We start from the raw sequence: 24,126 nt of genomic DNA on the forward strand, positions 1-24,126 counted from the left end.
AATTTCTCCCACTCAGTTTCAAGAGATAGTATCACCAGAAGGTTTTATGTTCTTAAAGCTTTCTCGTGGCGCTTTAGCAGACGCAAACCTAAACACATTTTTATCGACATCGCGATGAATGGTGATATCGATGTAGGTGGTTTGATTGGCAGCACACACCTCATCAATGGCTATACCCTCAGAGCGAAACTGGGTATTGGTGTAAAAAGAAAAGCCCTTGTTTGGTCTAGCCATCACTTGCAGTCCAAAGCAGCTATCTTTAATTTGCGACATTTTGTCAGCATCAATGTAATACACCAAGCTATGTGTTGCTTTATTCATTTGCTTATCGACAAAGAAACCGTCCGGTAATTGATGAGGTTTATAACCTTTACCTGCTAGTAGCAAAACATCGTAGTTTTCATTGTGAATGTGCTCGCCTGTTTGGTCTCTAACCCGCACAACCAACATGCAATATTTACCAATTGTTCGCTTTTTACCGAGCGGCACTTTGGCTTGTTCGGCTTGGCTTAACTGAGTTAGCTCAGCGCTGCGTTGATGGTAATCACTGGCACTGTTTACTTGCAAACATGCAAGCACTTGGTCAACAACGATATAATGATTAGCAGAGCTCGCTTTATTGGCCATAATGCCCATTTTGGTCCCTGAATGACTAAATTCACTAAGTATCCCAATAGGCACTTCTGCAGGGCGTCGAACAGTTTCAGCTTCACTAGGGTTTAGTCTATATGCTTTACCTTGAAAACCCGTCAGCTGTTCTTCAGACTGTTCCAGAGCAAAGTAGCGGTAATTCATATTGGCACCCGCTACGCGTACCACGCCATCTGAGCCAGACTCTACCAAGTAGCCATTTAAAAAATCATAGAACTTAGTGTCAATCCCCTGACCACTTAACACAAAGGGATAAAAGCTGTTGCCAACATAATCATAAGCCATACCATTTTGATTTAGCTGCCACTGACCTTGGCTACCCAGGCACAGCCAATCTAATACTCTTTGCCCTGGCTCAACACCAGCAAACCAAGATTTGATACGCCCAACTCGCTGTTTACCTAACACCGCTAAACTAGACCCATGGTTAGCTGGTGCTAACATTACTAAATGCTTAAGCGGTAACGAAGCTAGCTCTGCCGCACCGTAATACTTATCAACCCAAAAACGCACAACCGACCCACCAGTAGAATGGGTAATACAAGAGAATTCTTGAATGCCAGTTTCGTTACCGGGTAAATCTAATAGGGCTTGTTGCATAGCTCGCGCGATATCATCCATCGATACTTCATCATGAAAGCTAATGTATTTACCTAAATAGATATGTTCTAAATCTAACTGCAAACCTGCAGTATTAGCTTTAGCCACTAAAGATTGTGGTAGCTCGCCGTATGTGGAGGTATTGGTCACACTCCAGCCATGCACAAAAATCAATTTCATCGTATTACGTCCATGTAATTAAAATTGCTAATTCAAAATCTTAGTTTTATTCGCCAACGATTATTAACCGTCAGTTAATAAAGCAACCTTCCTTTTACACTATTGCATAGCCTAGGTAAGCCACTAGCGAAGCGCGATGTAACTAGCAAGAAAAGACGCGATGAGGCTGTAGTAGAAAGTGGACAGAAAACGGGCTCTTCACCGTTCTTGGTGGAAAGTCATATCAAGCCCTCCAAAGTGAAATAGAATGGCTCGCTTAAAGCGCTCTTTATTTCTAAAGCCCATTGCACGTATTTTTAGGCGCTGGATGTTTCCGTTTATCGCTTCCGCCAAGCCATTTGATACCCTATAACGCATCGCATTGATGATGCCGTTTAAGTGCGTTTTCACGGTTTCTGCTGCTATCATCATCGGCCTGATTTGACTGACCTCTACCAGTGCTAACCAATCATTCCAAGCTGCTTTGGCCTGTCCTGCATTGCCATACCAAATGGCTCTGGCTTGTTCTTTAAATATCCAGCTTAGCCCTGTCTTTAGCATCACTTTAGCCAATGCATTCACTCTTTCTCTCAATGTCCCTTGTAGATAACTATTTCTTTTTAACCAGCCATACCGTGTTTGGTGGCACTCTCTTTTCAATTGGTGGGGTAAATCCATGAGTTCGCTTTTTCTCACTTCATTTACCGCTTTAGTGAGGACCTTGGCGATATGAAAATGGTCTATAGCTATCATCTGCTTAGCCCGCTCACCAAAATAGTCATAGGTTGCGCTTATATACGCTCTGCTCATGTCCATTGATATAGAGCGCGTAGCCCCTTTTGATTCAAGGGGCAATGCCTTAAAGCAAGCAGATAGGCTTAGGCCTGCTCTCCCGTCTTCAACCGATATCACTTGGCCATCACGATTGGATAATACCGTGACATAGTCATGGCCTTTCTTAAATGCCGTTTCATCGACCAACAGGTCTTGGTGGTTAATGGTGGTTCTGGCTGTCAGGCCGCGTTGAACGGCTCGCGCCATAATGCGGTCAATAGCTCCCCAACTAAGCCGATAGGTTTTACTCACCGCGTATAAGGAACTGACTTTAAGCATGTCTATAACGTGAGTCTCAAACAACTCTGTGTAGCGACTGTTACTCGTTGCCCAAGGCACTTGAAATGTTTGTACTCCATGCTCTGGGCAATCAGCCCTAGGTACTTCAGCTTCAATGCGTGTTTCAAACTGACAGGTATCTAAATGTCGCCAAACCCGCCGCCGAGTATCGTGGCGACGTACAGCCTTATCGCAAGAGGGGCAAGCCGTTAATGACGCTCGGTCATAGTCAACGCGTACGGTGATGGTTTGGGTAGACTCATTGAGTTCAACCGATGAAACAGCCCAAGGATGAGTTAATCCAAGAATGGATTGATAAAGCATCGTGTCTTGCATAGTGGCGGGGCATTGATGAACGTTTACTTATTATCGCGCTCATTAATGTTTGTTGAAAGTGTTTCCACTACATTCGGTGAAGAGCCGAGAAAACGCTGTAGACTATGGCTTACGCAATTTTAGTACTAAGTTTTGAACACTGACGGGCGCTGGCTGAGTATAGCGCTGGACAATAAACACAATGGCAAAATTTGCGAGCATTCCCAGGGCGCCAATTCCCTCTGGAGAAATCCCCCAAAGCCAATGCTCCGAATAGTTTAGAGCTGGAGATACAAACTTAAAGAAACCCACGTAAGCCAAAGTGATACTCATACCGCTTAGCATGCCGCTTATTACTGCTGTACGCCCAATAGACTTAACAAATATACCTAAAACAATGGCTGGGAACAGCGAGCTAGCCGCCAAACCAAAAGCAATCGCAACCACTTCCGCAACTAAGGCCGGAGGGTTAATGCCTAAATAGCCAGACGCGCAAATTGCTACAATTGCGCAGCAGCGTGCCAATTTCAGCTCCTGTTTATCACTAAGCTCTTTTTGCCAAGTTTGCTTGACCAAATCATGTGATATCGAGCTAGCAATCACCAGCAACAGGCCTGCAGCAGTAGAAAGCGCCGCCGCTAAACCTCCCGCAGCAACCAAGGCCACAACCCAATTTGGCAACTGCGCTAACTCTGGTGAGGCCAGCACCACAATATCTTGATTAATGGTGACTTCATTGCGCTGATCTCCCGAATAAAACAAGCGGCCATCACCATTTTCATCGCGCCACTCCACCAGGCCGGCTTGCTGCCAATGAGCTAACCAGCTGGGCTGCTGCTCTTGCGTAATGCCTTTTAAATCCAAACCGTTGATAGACTCAATCAGATTTACTTTTGCAAAAGCTCCCACCGCTGGCGCAGCGGTGTATAACAAAGCTATAAAGGCTAGCGCATAACCGGCAGATGCCCGAGCTTCACCTACTTTAGCGACGGTAAAAAACCGCACGATGATATGCGGTAATCCAGCGGTTCCCATCATTAACGCAGCTGTGATAAAAACTTGGTCACTCAGGCCTCGAGTACCATTGGTAAACTTGGCAAAACCTAGCTCTTCAGATAAACCATCAAGCTTATCCAGTAAGTAAAGATTTGAAGCTCCACTAACATTACTACCTAAACCAAACTGTGGAAAAACCTGCCCAGTTAAAGCTATCGATGTAAAAATAGCTGGGACTAAAAAAGCAAAAACCAGTACGCAATATTGCGCAACTTGAGTATAGGTAATGCCTTTCATTCCTCCCCATACTGCGTAAAAAAACACAATTGCCATGCCAAGCAAAATACCCAGATTAACGTTAACCTCCAAAAAACGCGCAAACACCACACCAACGCCGCGCATTTGCCCAGCAACATAAACAAAAGAAATGAACACCGTGCATATTACCGCTAGCACTCTCGCCCGCTTTGAGTAATAACGCTGACCAAAAAAATCGGCAACAGAGTATTGGCCAAATCGATGTAAGTAGGGCACTAAACATACCGCTAGCAGCACGTATCCACCGGTCCAGCCCATTAAATAGACGGCCCCGTCATACCCTAAAAATGAGATAACTCCAGCCAATGAGATAAAGGACGCAGCCGACATCCAAGTAGCAGCGGTAGCCATGCCATTAGTAAGCGGGTGAATGCAAGCATGAGCAACGTAGAAGTCTTGGGTATTGTTGGCTTTAGCCCAAATGGCTATCACCATATACAGCGTGAAACTAGCCGCAACGAATAAAGAAGTCCAAGTTTGAATGCCCATATCTAGCGATACTTATCCTACTGGAGCTAAGCTGCTGATAATCGAAAAGTGACACCAACAAAGCAGACCAAAAGTTAACAATTTGTTACACATTAACTTAGGGCGCATTTAGCCACTTGAAACTTATACTTTGGTATAGATGAGACACTTAATAGTAATGGTGCTTTGTTTATTTACAGACTCACACGTAAGCCATTGAATAGAAGTAAAAAGAAGACTAAAACCCTTCTATCATCCTTTAGTCTAAACAATGATAAATAGGGCGATGTTTCTATAAAAAAGACAAAAAAAGAGCTCTTGCAAAGCAAGAGCCAATGGAAACGTGCTTTTTGGAAACCTTCAACACTACTCCCCTCGATGTAGTGCTCGCCGACCAAAGCTAGAAGGTTCAAGCTACTAACCTAAATTAGCATGCTGATTTTGTAGGTCAACTATAAATTTTACAATTCATTAACTTTATGTGAGCAGCCTAACACGCTGAAGAAACGATGCATTTTTCGATCTCTTTTATTTCTTTAAACGTACTTTACTTATATAGAGCGAAGCAAATCACGCCTGTTTGTAATACTCGAAGAGCCTTGCGCAGGAAATCTTGAACGGACAGGATGGCAACAATTAATAACTAAGGGTTTTTAAAAAAATGCTTATTTTTTAGAAATTTATTTTTGCCATGGTATAAACTTATTTTAGCGCTTCATGAAATCTTTTGTTTCCAAATTCTATCTTTTATAGAGATAGCTTGTATTTAGGAGGCCTAGGCCATGAGTATTTTTGACCACTATCAACAGCGTTACGAGCAGGCTCAAGAAGAAGAGTTATCCCTCGACCAGTTTTTAACACTTTGTAAAGAACAACCAAGTACTTACGCCAGTGCAGCAGAACGCCTTTTGCTCGCCATTGGCGAGCCAGAAATGGTAGATACTTCTAAAGATCCACGCCTAAGCCGGCTTTTCTCTAACCGAATTATCGCTCGTTATCCCGCTTTTAAAGAATTTTACGGGATGGAAGACAGCATTGAACAAATTGTCTCTTACTTAAAACACTCTTCTCAAGGCCTTGAAGAACGCAAACAAATACTTTACCTGTTGGGTCCCGTTGGCGGTGGTAAATCCTCTTTGGCTGAAAAGCTGAAAGCTCTTATGCAACAAGTGCCTATCTACCGCTTAAAAGGCTCTCCAGTAAATGACCACCCGTTCTGTCTGTTTGATGCTAACGAAGATGGCAACATTCTAGAAAAAGAATACGGCATTAGTAAGCGCCATTTAAAAACCATTATGTCTCCCTGGGCAGCTAAACGTTTAAATGAATACGGCGGGGATATTACTAAGTTCAAAGTGGTAAAATGCTACCCATCTATCATCAACCAAATTGCGATAGCTAAAACTGAGCCAGGCGATGAAAACAATCAAGATATTTCATCTCTGGTGGGTAAAGTAGACATTCGTCAATTAGAACATTTTGCGCAAAACGACCCCGATGCCTACAGCTACTCAGGCGCACTATGTAGAGCTAACCAAGGTTTAATGGAGTTTGTAGAGATGTTTAAAGCGCCTATTAAGGTGCTACACCCTCTTCTCACCGCCACCCAAGAAGGTAACTTCAACGGTACCGAAGGGCTCTCGGCAATCCCCTTCGAAGGCATAATTTTGGCTCACTCAAATGAATCCGAGTGGCAAAGCTTCAAAAACAATAAAAACAACGAGGCATTCCTAGACCGTGTTTACATTGTAAAAGTACCTTATTGCTTACGAGTAAGTGAAGAGATAAAAATTTATCAAAAACTACTGGATAATAGTGAGTTAAACACAGCCAAATGTGCTCCTAGCACCTTGGAATTATTATCGCAGTTTTCGGTATTGTCTCGGCTCAAAGACCCAGAGAACTCAAGCATCTATTCAAAAATGCGAGTTTACGACGGCGAAACACTGAAAGACACCGATCCTAAAGCGAAGTCGTACCAAGAATACCGCGATTTTGCCGGGGTAAACGAGGGCATGGAGGGTTTATCCACCCGCTTCGCCTTTAAAATTTTATCTAGGGTGTTTAATTTTGATACTACCGAGGTAGCCGCTAACCCTGTTCACTTATTCTACGTTCTTGAACAACAAATTGAACGAGAGCAATATAGCCAAGAGGTCACCGATCGCTACCTTGAACATCTCAAAGGCTACCTCATTCCCAAGTATGTCGACTTTATTGGCAAAGAAATTCAAACCGCCTATTTAGAGTCGTACTCTGAATATGGACAAAACATATTTGACCGCTACGTGATTTATGCCGATTTCTGGATCCAGGACCAAGAATATCGAGACCCAGACACTGGCCAGCTGTTTGATCGCGCTGCACTTAATGCTGAGCTAGAAAAAATAGAGAAACCCGCTGGCATTAGTAACCCTAAAGATTTTCGTAATGAGATCGTTAACTTTGTTCTACGTGCTCGCGCAGGTAATGACGGGAAAAACCCTAACTGGACTAGCTACGAAAAACTTCGCACCGTTATCGAGAAGAAAATGTTCTCGAATACCGAAGACTTACTTCCTGTCATTTCATTCAATGCAAAAACCTCCGCCGACGATCAACAAAAACACGATGACTTTGTTGCCCGAATGATGGAGAAAGGGTACACCCGCAAACAAGTGCGCTTGTTATCGGAATGGTATTTACGCGTTCGTAAATCGTCTTAGATTGGATGGAGGGCGCCTATGGCTCATTTTATCGATCGACGTTTAAATGGTAAGAATAAAAGCGCGGTTAACCGCCAGCGCTTTATTCGCCGCTATAAAAGCCAAATTAAACGCGCAGTAAATGATGCGGTTAATCAGCGCAGTATCCAAGACTTGGAGAACAGCGAAAGCATAAGCATTCCTCATAAAGATATTACCGAACCCTTTTTTCACCAAGGTGAAGGGGGGCATCGCCAACGCACTCTACCTGGTAACGATCAGTTTGGAACAGGCGACAAAATAGAACGCCCTCCTGGAGGAGATGGAGCTGGAGGACCAGGTGATGGTGAGGCCAGTGACCAAGGCGAAGGTACCGAAGAATTTCAATTTAACATTTCCAAAGACGAATACCTTGATATTCTATTTGACGATTTGGAGCTACCTAATCTTCAAGAAACAGACGTAGATAGCATTGTTGAATACCGCACCGCCCGCGCCGGCTTTACCAACGACGGGGTACCCGCCAATATTAATATTGTGCGCTCTTTACAAAACTCCCTAGCGCGACGAATGGCGATGGGAGGAGACAAACGCAAACGTTTACGTGCATTGGAACTACAGCTTGAACAAAGCCAATCAGACTCACAAGTTCCACATAGTGAGATTGAAGCGACAAAAGCAGAAATCGAGGTGCTAAAGCGCAAGCTTTCAAACATCCCATTTATCGATACCTTCGATCTTAAATTTAATAACTTTGCTAAACACCCAGTACCAAGCAGCCAAGCTGTGATGTTTTGTTTAATGGATGTCTCTGGCTCTATGGACCAAGCAACCAAAGACATTGCTAAGCGTTTCTACTTACTGCTCTATCTATTTTTGACCCGCAGTTACGAAAAAATCGACGTAGTATTTATTCGCCACCACACTCAAGCTAAAGAAGTTGATGAGCATGAATTTTTCTACTCTCAAGAAACCGGTGGCACCATTGTCTCTAGTGCGCTTAACTTAATGGACAAAATTATTGAAGATCGCTACCCGAAAAACCAATGGAACATATACGCAGCACAAGCTTCCGACGGCGATAACTGGGCCGACGATTCCCCCAAGTGTCGTGCATTACTGGAAAAAACGCTGTTACCTTTAAGTCGTCATTACGCTTACATCGAAATCACCAGCCGTGCCCACCAAAGCTTGTGGCACGAATACGAACAACTCAGTGAAATTTTCCCTAACTTCTCTATTCGTCATGTGAAAAATGCCGAGGAAATATTGCCGACATTTAGAGATCTCTTCAAAAAAGCCACTGTGTGAGGCCCTTATGAGCAAAACTAAGATGTTGCCCGATGGACCAGATTGGACCTTTGAAATGCTTGAGCTTTATCATCAAGAAATTGAGAAGGTTGCACAACACTATCAATTGGATACCTATCCTAATCAAATTGAAGTAATTACCGCGGAACAAATGATGGATGCCTATTCCAGCGTAGGTATGCCCATTGGTTACCACCACTGGTCCTATGGCAAAAAATTCATCCAAACTGAACAAACCTACAAACGCGGTCAAATGGGCTTAGCCTACGAAATTGTTATTAATTCAGATCCTTGTATTGCTTACTTAATGGAAGAAAACACCATGCCAATGCAGGCTTTAGTTATCGCCCATGCCTGCTTTGGCCACAATAGTTTTTTCAAAAACAACTACCTGTTTAAAACATGGACCGATGCCAGCTCAATTATCGATTATCTGGTATTTGCCAAAAACTACATTAGCAAGTGCGAAGCTCGCCATGGCGTACAAGCAGTAGAAGACTTGCTAGACTCTTGCCACGCTTTAATGAATTACGGTGTTGACCGTTACAAGCGCCCTAGCCCAATTTCAATGGAAGAGGAAAAGTCTCGCCAAGACGCTCGAGCAGAATACTTACAGAGCCAAATCAATGAACTGTGGAAAACCATTCCTACCAAAGAAGATCCAAACATAGAAAAGCGTCAGCGTTTTCCCGCCTCTCCAGAAGAAAACATCCTCTACTTCATCGAAAAACATGCCCCCTTATTGGAGACTTGGCAGCGAGAAATTGTTCGCATAGTAAGAAAAATAAGTCAGTATTTTTACCCTCAAAAACAAACTCAAGTGATGAATGAAGGATGGGCTACGTTCTGGCATTACACCATCACTAATCATATGTTCGACCATGGACAAGTGAGCGAGCGCTTTATTCTTGAAATTTTGCACAGCCACACCAGCGTAGTGATGCAACCCGCTTATAACAGCCCTTATTTTAACGGGATAAACCCTTACGCGCTGGGTTTCGCCATGATGACCGATATCCGTAGAATATGTGAATCGCCCACCGATGAAGACCGCAAGTGGTTCCCCGATATCGCGGGAAGTGATTGGCTTAAAACCCTGCACTTTGCTATGCAAAACTTTAAGGATGAAAGCTTTATTAGCCAATACTTATCACCCAAGGTAATACGTGACTTAAAATTGTTCACCCTCGATGACGACGAAAACAAACCCTACTTAAAAGTTAAAGCCATTCATGATGACCATGGCTACCAACAAGTGCGCGAAGCCTTAAGTGCCCAATACAATCTAAGTAACATTGAACCTAATATTCAAGTTTATAACGTAAACCTTCGTGGAGACCGCTCACTGACCTTACGCTACGTCCCTCATCAAGGCATTCCACTAGGCAAAAGCAAAGATGAGGTGATTAAACACCTTCATCGCTTATGGGGCTTCGATGTAATTCTCGAGCAAAGTGACGATAAAGGCGGCATACAAGAAATAGCCCGCTGCCCAGCACACGACTAAATTGAGTCGCAAAAAAAAGCCACCTTTAGGTGGCTTTGCTATTTCTGATTCAATTAAAACAACGCGTTGTTCAGCATTAAGTGGCAAACAATAGATGCGGCATAACCTAAGGCAATAACCGGTGCCCAACGAAGGTGACTAATAAAGGTATAGTGGCCTCTAGCCTGCCCCATTAACGCAACCCCTGCCGCAGAGCCAATCGACAACATGCTACCACCCACCCCTGCGGTTAGTGTCACCAATAACCATTGGCCTAAAGACATTGCTGGCTCCATGGTAAGAACTGCAAACATCACCGGGATGTTATCTACAATGGCACTTAATACCCCAACGGCAATATTGGCGTAGGTTGGGTCCCAATTTAAGTACATGGTGTTAGATGCCATTTCTAGGTAACCAATAAATCCAAGGCCACCAACACAAATAACTACACCGTAGAAGAACAGTAAAGTGTCCCATTCGGCCCGTGCTACCCGGTTAAAAATATCAAAGGGTACTACGCTGCCTAAGGCTTTTAATCGGGCATCATCACGATGAGAAATCGCATCAACAGCTTTTTTATGCAAGCTAGACGCAAGTGTTTTACGCAAGAAGAAGCCAAAGAACTGTAAGTAACCCAAGCCCATCATCATGCCCATTACCGGTGGCATGTGGAACAAACTATGTCCCATTACAGCTGTGGCAATAGTGATCAAAAATAAACCAACAATTCGTCTTGCGCCGCGCTTTAACTCCACTTCTTCGTGTTCTGCTTCTACTGCTTCTGCGGAAACAAACATCGACATGATAAAGGCAGGAATAACAAAATTAACGAAAGAAGGGATTAGCAAATCGAAGAACTGACCAAAAGTAACCAAACCTTTTTGCCAAACCATCAGGGTAGTAATATCACCAAATGGACTAAATGCTCCACCAGCATTAGCGCCAATAACAATGTTGATACACGCTAGGTTAATAAATCGGCTGTTTCCTTGCGCTACTTTAGTCACCACCGCACACATCAGTAGCGCAGTGGTAAGGTTATCGGCCACTGGCGAAATAACAAAGGCTAAGCAGCCCGTTAACCAAAACAGCTTACGATAACTCAGTTTTTTACTGACTAGCCAAGCTCGCAATGCATCAAATAAGCGTCGTTCCTCCATGGCATTGATGTATGTCATCGCCACCAGCAAGAACAGCATTAACTCTGAAAACTCCAATAAGTTATGGCGAAAGGCATCAGTTACCAGCTCTTCGTGACCAGAGCCGCGGTAATAAATAGCAATCAAAAACCAAATTAAGCCTGCGGCGACCAGCACGGGTTTCGACTTTCTTAGATGAATAACCTCTTCACTCATCACCAACAAGTAAGCAATGGCAAAAATGACTAAGGCGCTATAGCCTACCCAAGACGAGGTTAAGCTCAAGCCATCAGCGGCATAACTAGCAGAAGAAAAAAACAACAATAACAGAGGCAACAATATACGCATTAAATCCCACTCCTTAGGCGAATGCTCATTTGTTTTAGATTGATAAAGATTTCGTTTTAGCGTCCGTAGCTTAGGGCGCTGGCACTTCGATGATTGTTCATTGCATTTTCAGCTTTGCTCATTAGTGCCTCAATATTGTTGGCAGTGCCATCTACGCAAGCCACTCCCAAACGAGAGCCAAGTTCTAACTCATCCAGATAGTTGAGCCAAAATTCGCTACCTAAAGCATCGTGGATCCGTTCTGCAGTATCCAAAGCTTGGTACAAGCTAGATTCAGGTAAACCAATAACAAACTGATCTTTTTCGCAACGCGCTAACAAGTCAACTTTGCGTACCTTCGATAGTAAAAAATTCGCTAGTTTAACCAATAGCTTATCAGCTTCATCAGCGCCTAATTTATCACGGTATCGACTAAAATGATTGACGTTAATCAAAACAATAGAATAGGCATTCTGATAACGAGAGGTACGTTCAATTTCTATCTCAGAAAATTGTTTAAAGCGCGCAAAGTTAGCACAGCCTGTAAGCTCATCGGTATCGATAGATTGCTTAAACAAAGGGAGGTTTTCGCTACTTGGCTGTTCTTTCTCTTGAAACAAATCTAAGCCTTGTTCATGAGTATAACGATGGCGCCACAAGGCATGGCAAAGACAAACAATGATACATACCAACAAACAGTTCACTAAGGTATTTGGCAGCTCGACATAAGGCCAATTTTGTATTTGGCTTGCGTTTAAAAGCTCAACACCACTCAACGTGAGCAGAGTAGCAACAACTATCAACATAATTGCGAGCAAGATAGGCAAATAGAAACAAATAAACAGTAACGGTAGGCTGTATACTAACCAATCAGGAACCACACTAAACTGCAGCTCCCCTCCACCATGCATTAACGCGAATACTAAAACAAAATGAATCACTGCATGGCCAGCTAACAAGGCATGGGCTGAGCGAGCCGTCACCAAGTTTAAACCACGCCAGGTGAGCAATATTTGATAACAAAACCAAACGCTTAATGCTAAAAATGCACCTATATTGGCTTGTTGCCACCAAGCAGCAAGTACACCCGATTGAAAAAGATAGGAAATAACACACAAGCAATAGAGCGATTGAACCCAAAAGAGATGTTGGCGCTGTTGTTGCCACTGCCAGTTAGCAAATTGCCGTTCTTGGCTAGAGGAAGAAAAGCCCATAAATACGCTTTTCCACGCTTGCATAACTTGTGGCTGTCGCATCCTTCCTTTAACTCCCGTTGTTAAATCACAGAGAACACCGATATAAGCTAGTTTAGATTTGCGCCTAGGGCTACAATATCGGCTTTAATTGCCAAACAAAGAATCATTGTGACTTCACTTAAGCATACTCGCTATCGACAATTTTTCCCGTCATTAAACGGTACTAATCAGCCATTTGCATACCTTGATAGCGCAGCTTCAACTCAAGTCCCTGAAGTCGTCTTAAAAGACATTGAACAATATTACCGCCAAGGTCATGCCAATGTACATAGAGCAAGTCATAGCTTTGCTCGACATGCCACCAATGCCTTTGAATTAGCAAGGAAAACACTTGCAGAATTTATTGGTGCTAAGGCGCAAAATCTTATTTGGACCAGCGGAACAACTCAAGCCGCCAACCTATTGGCAGATGGCCTCGCCCATTTAGTTGATGAAGGCGACGAAATTTGGGTTAGCGAGCTCGAACATCACTCAAACTTAGTACCTTGGCAACAATTAGCCTTTAAGCGTAAGGCGAATCTAAAAGTAATTCCTGTACTAGACAATGGTGATATAGATTTAGCTTACTTTCGCCAGCAACTTAGCGACAAATGTAAAATTGTTGCCGTTGCCCATGTATCAAACAGTATTGGTGCTATGCAGCCAATACCCGAATTATCTAGGCTAGCCCACCAGTTCGGCGCAAAAATAGTGGTGGATGGCGCACAAGCTGTAGCCCACTTAGACGTCGATGTTAATCGCTTAGCGTGTGACTATTACTTGTTTTCTGGACACAAGTTATATGGGCCAACTGGCATAGGCGCGCTATATGGAAGCGAAGAAGCCTTAGAACTGCTCGAGCCCAGCGTGTTTGGTGGAGAGATGATAAATAAGGTGTCTTTTGAAACCAGCACCTGGAACAGTCTTCCTTATCGCCTAGAGGCAGGGACCCCTAACATAGCTGGGGCAATAGGTTTGGCCTCAGCCATAAAGTTCTTAGCGCAGTTCCCTTTAAAAGAGCGTCTTAGTCACGAGCGCCAATTATTAGCTTATGCGCTACAGCAGCTTAAACAGCACCCCAAGGTTGAACTGGTTGGTGAACCGATGATGAGAGTTGGTTTAATTGCGTTCAACTTGCAAGGTATTCACCCTCAAGATGCCGCCACCCTATTTGACCAATACAATGTAGCTTTGCGCTGTGGCCATCATTGCGCAATGCCCTTAAGCAGTCGTTTGTCTCCAGAAGGCAGTATTCGTTTGTCACTTGGCTTATATAACAATCAACAAGATATTGACCAAGCGATAGAAGCAATTGATAAAATTATGGAGTTGTTTGGTGAATAGAGCACCGCAAGTTGAACTAAACATAGAACAGATTGAACAGCGCTTTGTTAATTGTAAGTCTTGGGAAGAGCGTTACCGCCAACTGCTGCTGTTAAGCAAAGTACTGGGCCCGATGGACTCTCAATACCAAACACAAGAAAACTTAGTGCAAGGCTGCGAAAGCGATGTGTGGCTGTATTATGCCAATACGCAGCTAGTAGTTGATAGTAATGCGAAAATCATCAAGGGTTTACTGGTAATCGTGCTAGCCAGCTTCGCGCAGGATGCTGAAAACACTCAAATAACATTTAGCCAAACTTTAGAAAAGCTTGGCTTAGCACATCATTTAAGTGAATCGAGAAACAATGGAATAACGGCGATATTGCAGAACATCGCAAAGTTAAGCTAAGCGGTTACTCTTCGCTAGGAATGGTATAAGTGCGGCGTTTTTTGGTTTTTATCACAACTTTTGATTTAGCACCGCCTTCTTCCATCACCGCCCTATATTCACTTCTAGGCACTGGTTTAGCTTGAGGTACTGGCTTGGTGGCTGCAGGTGGACGGCTCGTTACACTATAGGTAAATCCACAATCACGACAGGCCATTAATGCTGGTTTATGGCCACCGCAAGATGGACATTTTAGATTAGAGCTCACTACTGGTTCCTATTTCTTTCTATGGGAAATTTAGTTTATTGCTTAAGTGTATTTGATCATCTGCAATTAATCACAACAAATTAAACATTTAATGATCCGGTTAGCTATTTACTTAGATTTATCGTTAGTTTATTTGCTGTTTTGCTCCGTCAAATGCTCAATAAACCATTCCCCTGCAGGCCCAAGTGCTTGGCTCCAAACCACTTCAATTGGCCACTCAAAGTCATCAACAATAAAATCTCGTTCTAACTCAACCAGTTGGTTATTGGCGATGTAGGTTCTAGCTAAAGGTTCGGGGAACAAACCAAAGCCAACACCATTAAGCAACAGCTGCTTAAATTGGTACATTCTTGAACAATTAACCACCTGAGAACTAAGGCGCACTGACTCAGCTAAATCTTCAGTAATAAACTTAGACACTGCGGGAGTTATTTGAATTTGTGAAAGGAGATCTTGAATAGATAAAGCATGTTTTATCTTGGCAAGCGGATGGCTTGGCGCGCAAACACACAACCATTTAATTCGGCCTATCATAACACTCTCTACTCCGCGACGTGGGATAAGCTCTCCAGGAGTAATAAGAATGTCTACCTCCCCGTCTTCAGCAAAATTATGGGAGTCGAACTCATCTACATCAATGATCTTCACATTTAGTTGCGGAAACTTAGCTAACAAGCTCTTTATCGCCTCTCCATACTCTGGAAAAAAGCTATAACCCGATACACCAATGGTTAATTTGTCTTCAATCCCCTCATGGTAAGACTGAGCTTTCTTCTCCATAGCTTGTAAGCGTGGAATAATCTCCAAAGCCTGAACATAAAGCGTGCGCCCTACGTCAGTTAAGGTTGGTGCTTGGCCAGAAACACGATCAAAAAGTCGAATATTTAAATCCAACTCCATGTTTTGAATCAATTGGCTCACTGCTGAAGGGCTTACCCCCAGTTTACGTGCGGCTGCTGAGAAAGAACGCGTCTCAGCTACTGTCACCAAATAAACTAAACGTTCGGGAGTAATATGCATGCAGTACCTAGGAACAATGCTTTGTTTTTATTGATTAAATGTTAGCACTAGCGGTTTGCTTTCCCAGCGGTCAACTACTTAATTGTTTGGCTATAAAACTCACTAATGTATTTTCCGCCTTTAATATTGGCAATAATACGTAACTTATAGCTATCTCCCTGGTTAGGGATCAATTCGCGTAATTCGGTGGGGCTTCTCCAGTAATAAGGGCTATCACTCATGCCTAGTGGGTAAGCGGTCACTACATTTGCACTGCTTACAATAAAGAAGGTGGCACTATCTAAAGGAAAGGTAGAATTAACCGTGGTTGTTCCTGCTTCATCACTAATATTGAGCTGAAAATCACCGGATTCAAGAATACACTTTTGGTTAATAATGTCGCAGTGACCATAGGTACTTAGCTGGAAAACGCGCTCTTTTTCTGCATCATGCTCCAAATAAATATCTGATGCGATATACCCGCCTATTGCCAAAAACGGCATCACTAACATAGCTAACTTAGTATGTCTGTTCATTGTTACTTCCTGTAATCAACCTTATTGAGTGATGCTAACCAAGTTCACCCTTTAACACTATCATATTGAAATTTAATTGTTTTTACCAAGTTCCACCGCAAAAAAAGGCCCCCTCTAGGGAGCCTTTTGCTTACTAGGGATTAGTTCAATTCAAGCTTAATGATCGTGAGCTGCGCCTGCACCATGTGGTACACGGAAGTTATCAACCATATCTTGAATATGCTGTGGTGCAGGACCGGTTACTTTACATACTGCGAAGGCAACACCAAAGTTAACCAAAGCACCTACTACACCAAAGGCATTTGGCGAAATACCTAAGAACCAGTTTGGTCCCATATCACCTAAGAATGATGTACCAGGGATAAACATAATGCCCTTATGTTGGAATACGTAAAGCATTGTTACACCAATACCAGAGCACATGCCAGCTACCGCAGCTGTACCACTCATTTTCTTAGCAAAGATACCCATCATCAACGCTGGGAAGATAGACGAAGCGGCTAAACCAAATGCGAGTGCAACGGTACCTGCGGCAAATCCAGGCGGATTTAAACCGAGATAACCAGACACCAAAATGGCAAGTGTCATCACTATTCGCCCTGCCAGCAACTCATTCTTATCTGAGAGGTTAGGCGTGAGCACACCTTTCATTAAGTCGTGAGATATCGAGGATGAAATAGCCAACAACAAACCAGCAGCGGTTGAGAGCGCAGCCGCCAAACCACCAGCAGCTACTAATGCAATTACCCAGTTAGGTAGATTAGCAATAGCTGGGTTAGCAAGTACCATAATGTCGCGGTCTACTTTCACCATTTCATTGGTTTCTTTATCGGCAACATATTGGATTTTGCCATCACCGTTCTTGTCTTCAAACTTCAGCAGACCAGTGTTTTCCCAATCTTTGAACCACTGTGGACGTTCGTCATAAACCAAGTTATCGCCGGCTTCTGGAACAATAGTGTTCATTAAGTTGAAACGAGCCATGGCACCTACAGCTGGCGCTACAGTGTACAAAATAGCAATGAATACTAAGGCATAACCAGCAGAAGAGCGGGCCGCTTGAACCGTTGGAACAGTAAAGAAGCGCATAATTACGTGAGGTAAGCCTGCAGTACCAATCATTAATGACATGGTGTAAGCAAACATGTTTAAAGTACCGCCTAGGTTGTCGGTGGTGTACTCTTTAAAACCAAGATCGGTAACTACCATATCTAGTTTATCTAACAGATAAACACCACTGCCATCTGCCAAAGTACTGCCTAAGCCTAATTGTGGAATAGGGTTACCTGTTAGTTGAAGTGAAATGAACACCGCAGGAATGGTGTAAGCGAAGATAAGTACACAATATTGTGCAATCTGGGTGTAAGTAATCCCCTTCATGCCGCCTAATACTGCGTAAACCCAAACTACAAACATGCCAATGTATAAGCCCATGTCGTACTCAACTTCTAAGAAGCGAGAGAAGGCAACACCAACACCTTTCATTTGGCCGATAATGTAAGTAAGCGATGCGATAATCAAACACAATACTGCAACAATACGCGCACCTTTCGAGTAGTATCTATCGGAGATAAACTCAGGCACCGTAAACTTACCATGCTTACGCATATAAGGGGCTAGTAACATTGCTAGCAGCACATAGCCACCAGTCCAGCCCATTAGAAAAACAGAACCACCATATCCTAGGAAGGCAATTAAACCCGCCATAGAAATGAACGAAGCTGCACTCATCCAGTCAGCACCAATTGCCATACCATTTTGGATAGGCGTAACACCACCACCAGCAACATAGAAGTCACTGGTAGAGCCTGCTCTAGCCCACCAAGCAATGGCGAAGTACAGGCCAAAGGAGCCAAATACAGCGATATAAGTATAGAGTTTTAACTCGTCCATTTATGACTCCTCAACATGGTATTTTTTGTCGAGCTTATTCATTTTGGCGGTATACCAAAAAATCAAAGCCACAAAGGTATAAATAGAGCCCTGTTGTGCAAACCAAAAGCCCAGTTTATATCCGCCTAAGCGAATTTCATTTAGCGGCTCAACGAGAAGTAAGCCAAAACCAAATGAAACCACAAACCATATGACGAGACAGGTAAATATTAGGCGCAAGTTTTCTTGCCAATATGTAGTCTGTTCTTCCATGATATTTCTCCAAGCAAGCTGTATAAGCCTCGCAATTTTGTGCCAATAAATATGTAAACAACATGTTAACGACCGAACAAATCATTAAGTTTTTACCTGCGGCTAGTGGAATAACAGCAAATATAAACTCAATTCAAGCCTATCGAAGAAAAAGTTAACAAACGATTAACAGACTAGGTATTAATCTTTAGTCTAAAGTCCCTGAATACAAGTAAAAATTGAGATCTAGACGCAGGAAATCAACACTTAAAGAAGCAATAAAAGGAAGCAATGAACAATTAAAGAGGACTCAAGAAAACAGAGCTAAGTACAAAAAGCCTGAAAGGCCAGGCTTGACAAACTCAAGTTAACATAATGTTAACTACACACAAAAATCCAGTTCAGAAACATCAACAGGATTGTCATCAGATGAAATTTCCGCATAGCTATCATCAGAAAAAGACAGTTCTTGTCCATCATCTAACACAATAAAGTATGAAAGACTCACTGGGTCAACCCGTAATTCACCATGCAGAAAACAACCACTGTTAAACAGTACCGTGGTATCAGGTTTTGAATAGAACATGGCGTTAACCCTAGGGCCAAAATTAACTAAGGCAATTATTATCAAAAAAGATATGGTTACCCACTTCATCTTAAGTCTCGTGCAAAAAAGAGCAGATTGTAACAGGTCTCTGCCTAGTTACACCTTGAACGTGCATAATTTAGATTAAACAGAGGCTGTAACAGATTCTGTGTATCTGCCATCTAGTTAATGTGTTTTTCTAGACGTTCCTCGAACTCGATAATAAACCGACTCATAGCTTGGCGCCAGTTTTGAATGGGCATTGTCCATTTCTTGCTGGCGTCTTTGATTGCTAAGTACACCATCTTGGTTGCGGCCTCATCGTTTGGGAAGAGTTTCCGCTTCTTTAGTGCCTTGCGTATTACGCTGTTGAGAGACTCAATCGCATTGGTGGTGTAAATGGCCCGACGGATATCTTCAGGGTAGTTAAAGAGCGTATTGAGGTTCTGCCAGTGATTGCGCCAAGATTTGGAGATTTGCGGATACTGGCTATCCCAGACTTCGCTAAAGCGCTCCAGCTCAAGTAAAGCTTCATCTTCTGTAGCTGAGCGATACACACGCTTCAGGTCGGCTGTAACCGCCTTGTAGTCTTTCCAGGATACATACTTCAATGAGTTTCGCACCATATGGACTATGCAAAGCTGGATATGTGTTTGGGGGAAGACGGTATTGATCGCATCAGGGAAGCCCTTCAGGCCATCTACACAGGCGATAAGTATATCTTCAACACCACGTTGATTGAGTTCAGTTAGAACACTCAGCCAAAACTTAGCACCCTCGTTTTCGGCTATCCACATGCCCATTAACTCTTTCTGGCCGTCGGTGTTAATGCCCAAAGCAAGGAAGATAGATTTATTGATAATGCGTTTGTCTTGGCGGATTTTGACCACGATGCAGTCGAGATAGACGATAGGATAAATGGCATCGAGTGGTCTAGATTGCCACTCCACAATTTCCTCCATCACCGCATTTGTGACACGCGAAACTAGGCTGGGTGATATCTCGGCCCCGTACCACTCATCGAAAGCATTCACGATGTCACGCGTACTCATACCTTGCGCATAGAGCCACAAGATCTTGTCATCCATGGAGGTAAATCGTGTTTGATGTTTTTTGACCAGCTTGGGGTCAAAAGAGCCAAGGCGATCCCTAGGAGTATCAAGCTCAAACTCTCCGTCTTCGGTTTTTACGCGCTTAGTGCTCTTTCCATTGCGGGTATTATTCGACTTGGAAGGTTTGTGTTTTTCATAACCAAGATGCTCATCCATTTCAGCGTTGAGTGCCGCTTCAACAGTGATTTTTTTGAGCATCTGGCTGAATTCAGTTAAATCATCGGGAGTTTTGATTCCCTTTGCAGCTTCTATAGCAAAAGCTTCAAGTGCTTTCTTATCCATGTGCCTATCCTTAGCCATTACGGCTTTAAGTTTAGACAGTTACACAGAATTTAGGACAGGCTCATTAAACAGCATAAAAGGCATTGCTCATTAACAGCAATGCCTTTCATTAGTTAGGCTCCCTCGGCCTAACTAAATGTAGCGCCTATTTAAGTTTAACTAGAAGTAATAACGCGCTTGTATCGACATTTCATCTTGCTTTTTATCTGTGCCTAGTGCGTCTTTGTTTTCTAGACCAAATTTATACTCTAGGGCCAAAAGAACTTGCCCAGGCTTCCAGCCAACCCCACCGACTGCATAGCTAAGCTCTCCCTGACTCCCTTCGGTTTTATCTTTTAAGCCATTATATCCAGCATATACATGGTAAAGCCCCCCATCTATGTTATAGAAGCCAATCACTTCAACACCGTTGGCCTTGTCTGAAATACTTGGGTTACTATTATCTACGCTAAATTTTTTGCTTAATTTTTTGTATTGACCATAGGTGCCGGCTAGGTAGAACATATCTGATTCATATACTGCCCCCACTAACCACGAAGAAGCTTTGTCTTGATCTGGCGTGCCTACATACCCAGCTTTAGTATTATCATAACCACTTTCGGCATAAGCAGCACCAATAGACAGGCCAAAATCAAAATCATATTTACCACTTAGCTGATAACCATAATCTCTCGCCGAATCATCCTTCTCTAATTGATACTGGGCGGCTAAGCCAAAGCCAGCAAAAGATTTACGGTAAACCAAGGCTTCATCGGCACGCCCCATACCTGACTCGTCACTGCCGTTACGGCCATCATAAGTGCCCGATGCGTCACCACCAAACTTCCAAAATTGGTCGGTCCATACTGCAATATCGTAATAGGCCGACCATTGCTTACCAACGCGGATTTCGCCAAAGCTATCGTTGTTAAAATAGATGTTACCTAAACGATTACTAAATAATGGATCATCTGAACTAGAACCTTCTGTGGGATTAAACCCCCACTCTAACTGAGCACCAGCAATCCAGTTTTGTACCATTTCATGTTCAAATGCAAAGCGGATCCGAGAAGTTTTGTTTTGCATCTCAAACGAGCTGTCACTGGTAGCTCCATCACCGTAACCAGCTTGATAAAAAGCCTCTATACCTAAGTAACCACCTATCTTTACGTTAGTTTTACCGTTTTCATAAATAGTAGCTGCCGAAACGCTACTCGCCATTGCACTAAGTGCAAGCCCTGCAATTAACTTATTCATTATTCACTCCTTGACCCGAGTTTATTCATTAACTATTCACATTTGGGGAACAAAAATGTGCTAGCGGTTAACGCCCCCAAAATTCAGCGTAGTAACAAACTCCAAAATAGCCAAATAACTAATTAGCAAAGAAAAATAATAAGCAAGGTGCTTATCGACGATGTCAGCGATTAAAGTAAAAAAAATGTTAACAAACAGTGTAAACGAGTAAATCTCAGAAAATCTCCACATTTAACCCTAAAGTTAATGGAAACAACTCTTGCCACTAAATAAAAATTAATTACTATTCATAATCTTACTAAGGGGGGGTTGTGAAACTTAGTCAACGTTTAGCGGCTATTAGCCAACAAATAAACCAGCACTACCAAGATATTTGGGACTGCTGTTGCGACCACGGCTTGCTAGGTGCCGATTTAGTTAAACGCAATAGTGCAGACTGCGTGCACTTTGTTGATAGTGTGCCGCAAATTTGCCTGCAGCTAGAGCAACAATTACAGCGCTACCTTCCCTACAGTTCATCTTCATTAACTGCCCCGTGGCAAGTACATTGCCAAGACGTAGCCCAATTAAAGCTCAGCGAAAATGACAATCAACTGGTTATAATCGCTGGAGTTGGTGGTGAGCTATGTATTCAGTTGCTAAAGGGGATACTAGTACACAACCATACTGTGGACTTTGAACTCATTATTTGCCCAGTACATTATCAATATGAACTTCGGCAATTTTTACTAAGCAATCGCTTTGGTTTAATTGATGAACAGCTAATAGAAGAGAACCAGCGTTACTACGAAATACTGCATCTTTCTACCACCGCCAATTCACCAATCAGCCAAATTGGTGACGCAATGTGGGATTTGTCTAAGCCCGAACATAAAGCCTACTTAAACAAAACCATTGCACATTACCGCCGTATGGACGGAAAAATGACTCACCCAGCTTTACGAGCTTATGAAACATTGCAAGAGAAAAATTTGCTGGATAACAGCTAAATCAACACGCTATTCAATAAAAATAAAAAATTTAAATCTAATATTGATCTACAAAACAACATTTTGAATTGCCTATGCTAAAATCGCTCGCTTTTGTGCAGTGCTCACCGTTCACTGCTACATTAATCCTTAAATAGAACAAGCGACCATTGCATGAAATTTCCTGGCCAACGTAAATCCAAACACTATTTTCCGGTTGAATCTCGTGACCCATTAACCAACGAACTCAATCCAATTATTAGCCCTAAACACACGCACATTACCGGTATTGATCAGACCTTGGTAGATATTGAGGCTCACGTTGACCAAGCATTTATCGATCGTCATAAGCTAGTAAAAGGTAACTCACTGTTGATCGATGACCTAGCAGCTCAAACCCTTTACCAAGAACTGCAAGACAACCAGCTAATAACTGCAGAGTTTGCTGGCGGCACTATCGGCAATACCCTTCACAACTACTCTACCTTAGCAGATGGTCGATCAGTGATGTTTGGGGTAATGAGTCAGAACATCACTATTGGTGATTATGCCTATCGCTATTTATGCAATACCTCTTCAAGAGTTGACCTCAATCACTTGCAAGCCGTAAACGGCCCAGTAGGTCGATGTTTCACTTTGATAAGCGATTGCGGAGAGCGCACATTTGCTATCTCTAAAGGCCACATGGATAAACTCACTCCTGAGTTTATTGATGAAAAACTTGTAAAAACCGGAGCAGCTCTGGCACTCACCGCCTACCTTATGCGCGCGGGCGAAGATCCTATTACTCAAGCAGCCATGCAAGCCATAGAGTATGCCCACCAAGCAAAAGTACCGGTTGTGCTAACCTTAGGCACCCGTTTCTTAATCAAAGATGATCCCAAATGGTGGCAACAGTTCATTAACGAACATGTCACGGTGCTGGCTATGAATGAAGAAGAAGCAGAAGCGCTCACCGGTGAAAGTGATGTGTTGTTAGCTTGCGAAAAAGCCCTAGATTGGTGCGATCTTATTTTGTGTACTGCTGGCTCACGTGGCTTATTTATGGCTGGTTACACCGACGAAGCTTTTAAGCGAACCACCAGTCATACCCTACTTCCAGGTGCTATTCCAGAATTCAACCAATATGAATTCTCCCGCCCCATGTTAAGAGTAGATTGCCAACAAGCACTCAAAGTATACTCACATATTGCCCCATTTATGGGTGGCCCGGAAAAAATAACCAATACCAATGGCGCTGGGGATGGCGCCTTATCAGCACTGCTTCACGACATGGCTGCAAACGTATTTCACCGTCGCAATGTTGAGCAATCCAGTAAACACCGCTTTGATGCCTTAAGTTACTCATCATTTGCGCAAATTTGTAAATACGCAAACCGTGTAAGTTATGAGGTGTTAGCTCAACATAGCCCTCGCCTTTCACGTGGGCTACCGGAGCGCGAAGAGAGCTTAGAAGAAGTTTATTGGGAGCGCTAGAACAAAAAGCATAGAGGCTGAAC

General features: G+C 43.0%; 20 protein-coding genes. 7 read left to right on the forward strand and 13 right to left on the reverse strand.

The annotated features are described in order from the left end of the window. Positions 1-18: 18 nt before the first annotated feature. From K5L93_RS01870 to K5L93_RS01880, 3 genes are all read right to left on the reverse strand, one after another. Positions 19-1,431, reverse strand: a complete 1,413-nt coding sequence (locus K5L93_RS01870) for an esterase/lipase family protein (RefSeq protein WP_220718230.1) — start codon at positions 1,429-1,431, stop codon at positions 19-21. Positions 1,432-1,629: 198 nt separating this feature from the next. Next, positions 1,630-2,859, reverse strand: coding sequence for an ISL3 family transposase (locus K5L93_RS01875; protein WP_220718231.1), 1,230 nt, complete (start codon positions 2,857-2,859; stop codon positions 1,630-1,632). A gap of 102 nt (positions 2,860-2,961) precedes the next feature. Further along, the gene (locus tag K5L93_RS01880) at positions 2,962-4,641 is read right to left on the reverse strand and encodes a sodium:solute symporter family protein (protein WP_220718232.1); all 1,680 of its coding nucleotides are present in this window, start codon (positions 4,639-4,641) and stop codon (positions 2,962-2,964) included. 761 nt (positions 4,642-5,402) lie between these two features. Here K5L93_RS01880 and K5L93_RS01885 point away from each other — a divergent pair. Genes K5L93_RS01885 through K5L93_RS01895 form a run of 3 tightly spaced genes read left to right on the forward strand, consistent with a single transcriptional unit; the run spans position 5,403 to position 10,122 of the window. Next, positions 5,403-7,325, forward strand: coding sequence for a PrkA family serine protein kinase (locus K5L93_RS01885; protein WP_220718233.1), 1,923 nt, complete (start codon positions 5,403-5,405; stop codon positions 7,323-7,325). 18 nt (positions 7,326-7,343) lie between these two features. After that, positions 7,344-8,615, forward strand: coding sequence for a YeaH/YhbH family protein (locus K5L93_RS01890; RefSeq protein WP_220718234.1), 1,272 nt, complete (start codon positions 7,344-7,346; stop codon positions 8,613-8,615). Positions 8,616-8,622: 7 nt separating this feature from the next. Further along, entirely contained in the window at positions 8,623-10,122 is a 1,500-nt protein-coding gene (locus tag K5L93_RS01895; RefSeq protein ID WP_220718235.1) for a SpoVR family protein, read from the forward strand. A 53-nt stretch (positions 10,123-10,175) separates the two neighbouring features. Here K5L93_RS01895 and nhaD read toward each other — a convergent pair whose 3' ends face one another. Together nhaD and K5L93_RS01905 are read right to left on the reverse strand one after the other, a co-directional pair. Continuing rightward, positions 10,176-11,591 carry a sodium:proton antiporter NhaD gene (gene nhaD, locus K5L93_RS01900; RefSeq protein WP_220718236.1) on the reverse strand — a complete coding sequence of 472 codons (1,416 nt, stop codon included), beginning with the start codon at positions 11,589-11,591 and terminating at the stop codon, positions 10,176-10,178. A gap of 56 nt (positions 11,592-11,647) precedes the next feature. After that, complete coding sequence (locus K5L93_RS01905) at positions 11,648-12,826, reverse strand: GGDEF domain-containing protein (protein ID WP_220718237.1); 1,179 nt, start codon at positions 12,824-12,826, stop codon at positions 11,648-11,650. Positions 12,827-12,934: 108 nt separating this feature from the next. On the opposite strand from K5L93_RS01905, the gene K5L93_RS01910 reads away from it, so the two are divergent. Both K5L93_RS01910 and K5L93_RS01915 read left to right on the forward strand, forming a co-directional pair. After that, positions 12,935-14,149 carry an aminotransferase class V-fold PLP-dependent enzyme gene (locus tag K5L93_RS01910; protein ID WP_220718238.1) on the forward strand — a complete coding sequence of 405 codons (1,215 nt, stop codon included), beginning with the start codon at positions 12,935-12,937 and terminating at the stop codon, positions 14,147-14,149. Next, entirely contained in the window at positions 14,142-14,537 is a 396-nt protein-coding gene (locus tag K5L93_RS01915; protein WP_220718239.1) for a SufE family protein, read from the forward strand. The genes K5L93_RS01910 and K5L93_RS01915 overlap by 8 nt, the downstream gene beginning before the upstream one ends. Positions 14,538-14,541: 4 nt before the next feature. Here K5L93_RS01915 and K5L93_RS01920 read toward each other — a convergent pair whose 3' ends face one another. From K5L93_RS01920 to K5L93_RS01955, 8 genes are all read right to left on the reverse strand, one after another. Then, positions 14,542-14,784, reverse strand: coding sequence for a hypothetical protein (locus K5L93_RS01920; RefSeq protein ID WP_220718240.1), 243 nt, complete (start codon positions 14,782-14,784; stop codon positions 14,542-14,544). A gap of 129 nt (positions 14,785-14,913) precedes the next feature. Further along, positions 14,914-15,804 (reverse strand): LysR family transcriptional regulator, encoded by an 891-nt coding sequence (locus K5L93_RS01925; protein ID WP_220718241.1) that lies wholly within the window; start codon positions 15,802-15,804, stop codon positions 14,914-14,916. Between the two features lie 74 nt (positions 15,805-15,878). Further along, positions 15,879-16,319, reverse strand: a complete 441-nt coding sequence (locus tag K5L93_RS01930; RefSeq protein ID WP_016400516.1) for a hypothetical protein — start codon at positions 16,317-16,319, stop codon at positions 15,879-15,881. 156 nt (positions 16,320-16,475) lie between these two features. Further along, a complete protein-coding gene (locus tag K5L93_RS01935; protein ID WP_220718242.1) occupies positions 16,476-18,212 on the reverse strand; it encodes a sodium:solute symporter family protein in 1,737 nt (578 codons plus the stop codon). Then, entirely contained in the window at positions 18,213-18,464 is a 252-nt protein-coding gene (locus tag K5L93_RS01940) for a DUF4212 domain-containing protein (RefSeq protein ID WP_040306877.1), read from the reverse strand. A gap of 361 nt (positions 18,465-18,825) precedes the next feature. Continuing rightward, positions 18,826-19,098 carry a hypothetical protein gene (locus K5L93_RS01945; protein WP_220718243.1) on the reverse strand — a complete coding sequence of 91 codons (273 nt, stop codon included), beginning with the start codon at positions 19,096-19,098 and terminating at the stop codon, positions 18,826-18,828. A gap of 113 nt (positions 19,099-19,211) precedes the next feature. Next, positions 19,212-20,423, reverse strand: coding sequence for an IS256 family transposase (locus K5L93_RS01950; RefSeq protein ID WP_220718244.1), 1,212 nt, complete (start codon positions 20,421-20,423; stop codon positions 19,212-19,214). 159 nt (positions 20,424-20,582) lie between these two features. Continuing rightward, complete coding sequence (locus K5L93_RS01955) at positions 20,583-21,659, reverse strand: porin (protein ID WP_220718245.1); 1,077 nt, start codon at positions 21,657-21,659, stop codon at positions 20,583-20,585. 311 nt (positions 21,660-21,970) lie between these two features. Between K5L93_RS01955 and K5L93_RS01960 the strand changes: the two genes are divergently transcribed. Continuing rightward, positions 21,971-22,648 (forward strand): tRNA (adenine(22)-N(1))-methyltransferase, encoded by a 678-nt coding sequence (locus K5L93_RS01960; RefSeq protein WP_220718246.1) that lies wholly within the window; start codon positions 21,971-21,973, stop codon positions 22,646-22,648. A 153-nt stretch (positions 22,649-22,801) separates the two neighbouring features. Then, positions 22,802-24,103 (forward strand): inosine/guanosine kinase, encoded by a 1,302-nt coding sequence (locus tag K5L93_RS01965; RefSeq protein ID WP_220718247.1) that lies wholly within the window; start codon positions 22,802-22,804, stop codon positions 24,101-24,103. Positions 24,104-24,126: the final 23 nt, after the last annotated feature.

Source organism: Agarivorans litoreus, from assembly GCF_019649015.1.
In the GTDB taxonomy this organism is placed as follows: Bacteria; Pseudomonadota; Gammaproteobacteria; order Enterobacterales; family Celerinatantimonadaceae; genus Agarivorans; species Agarivorans litoreus.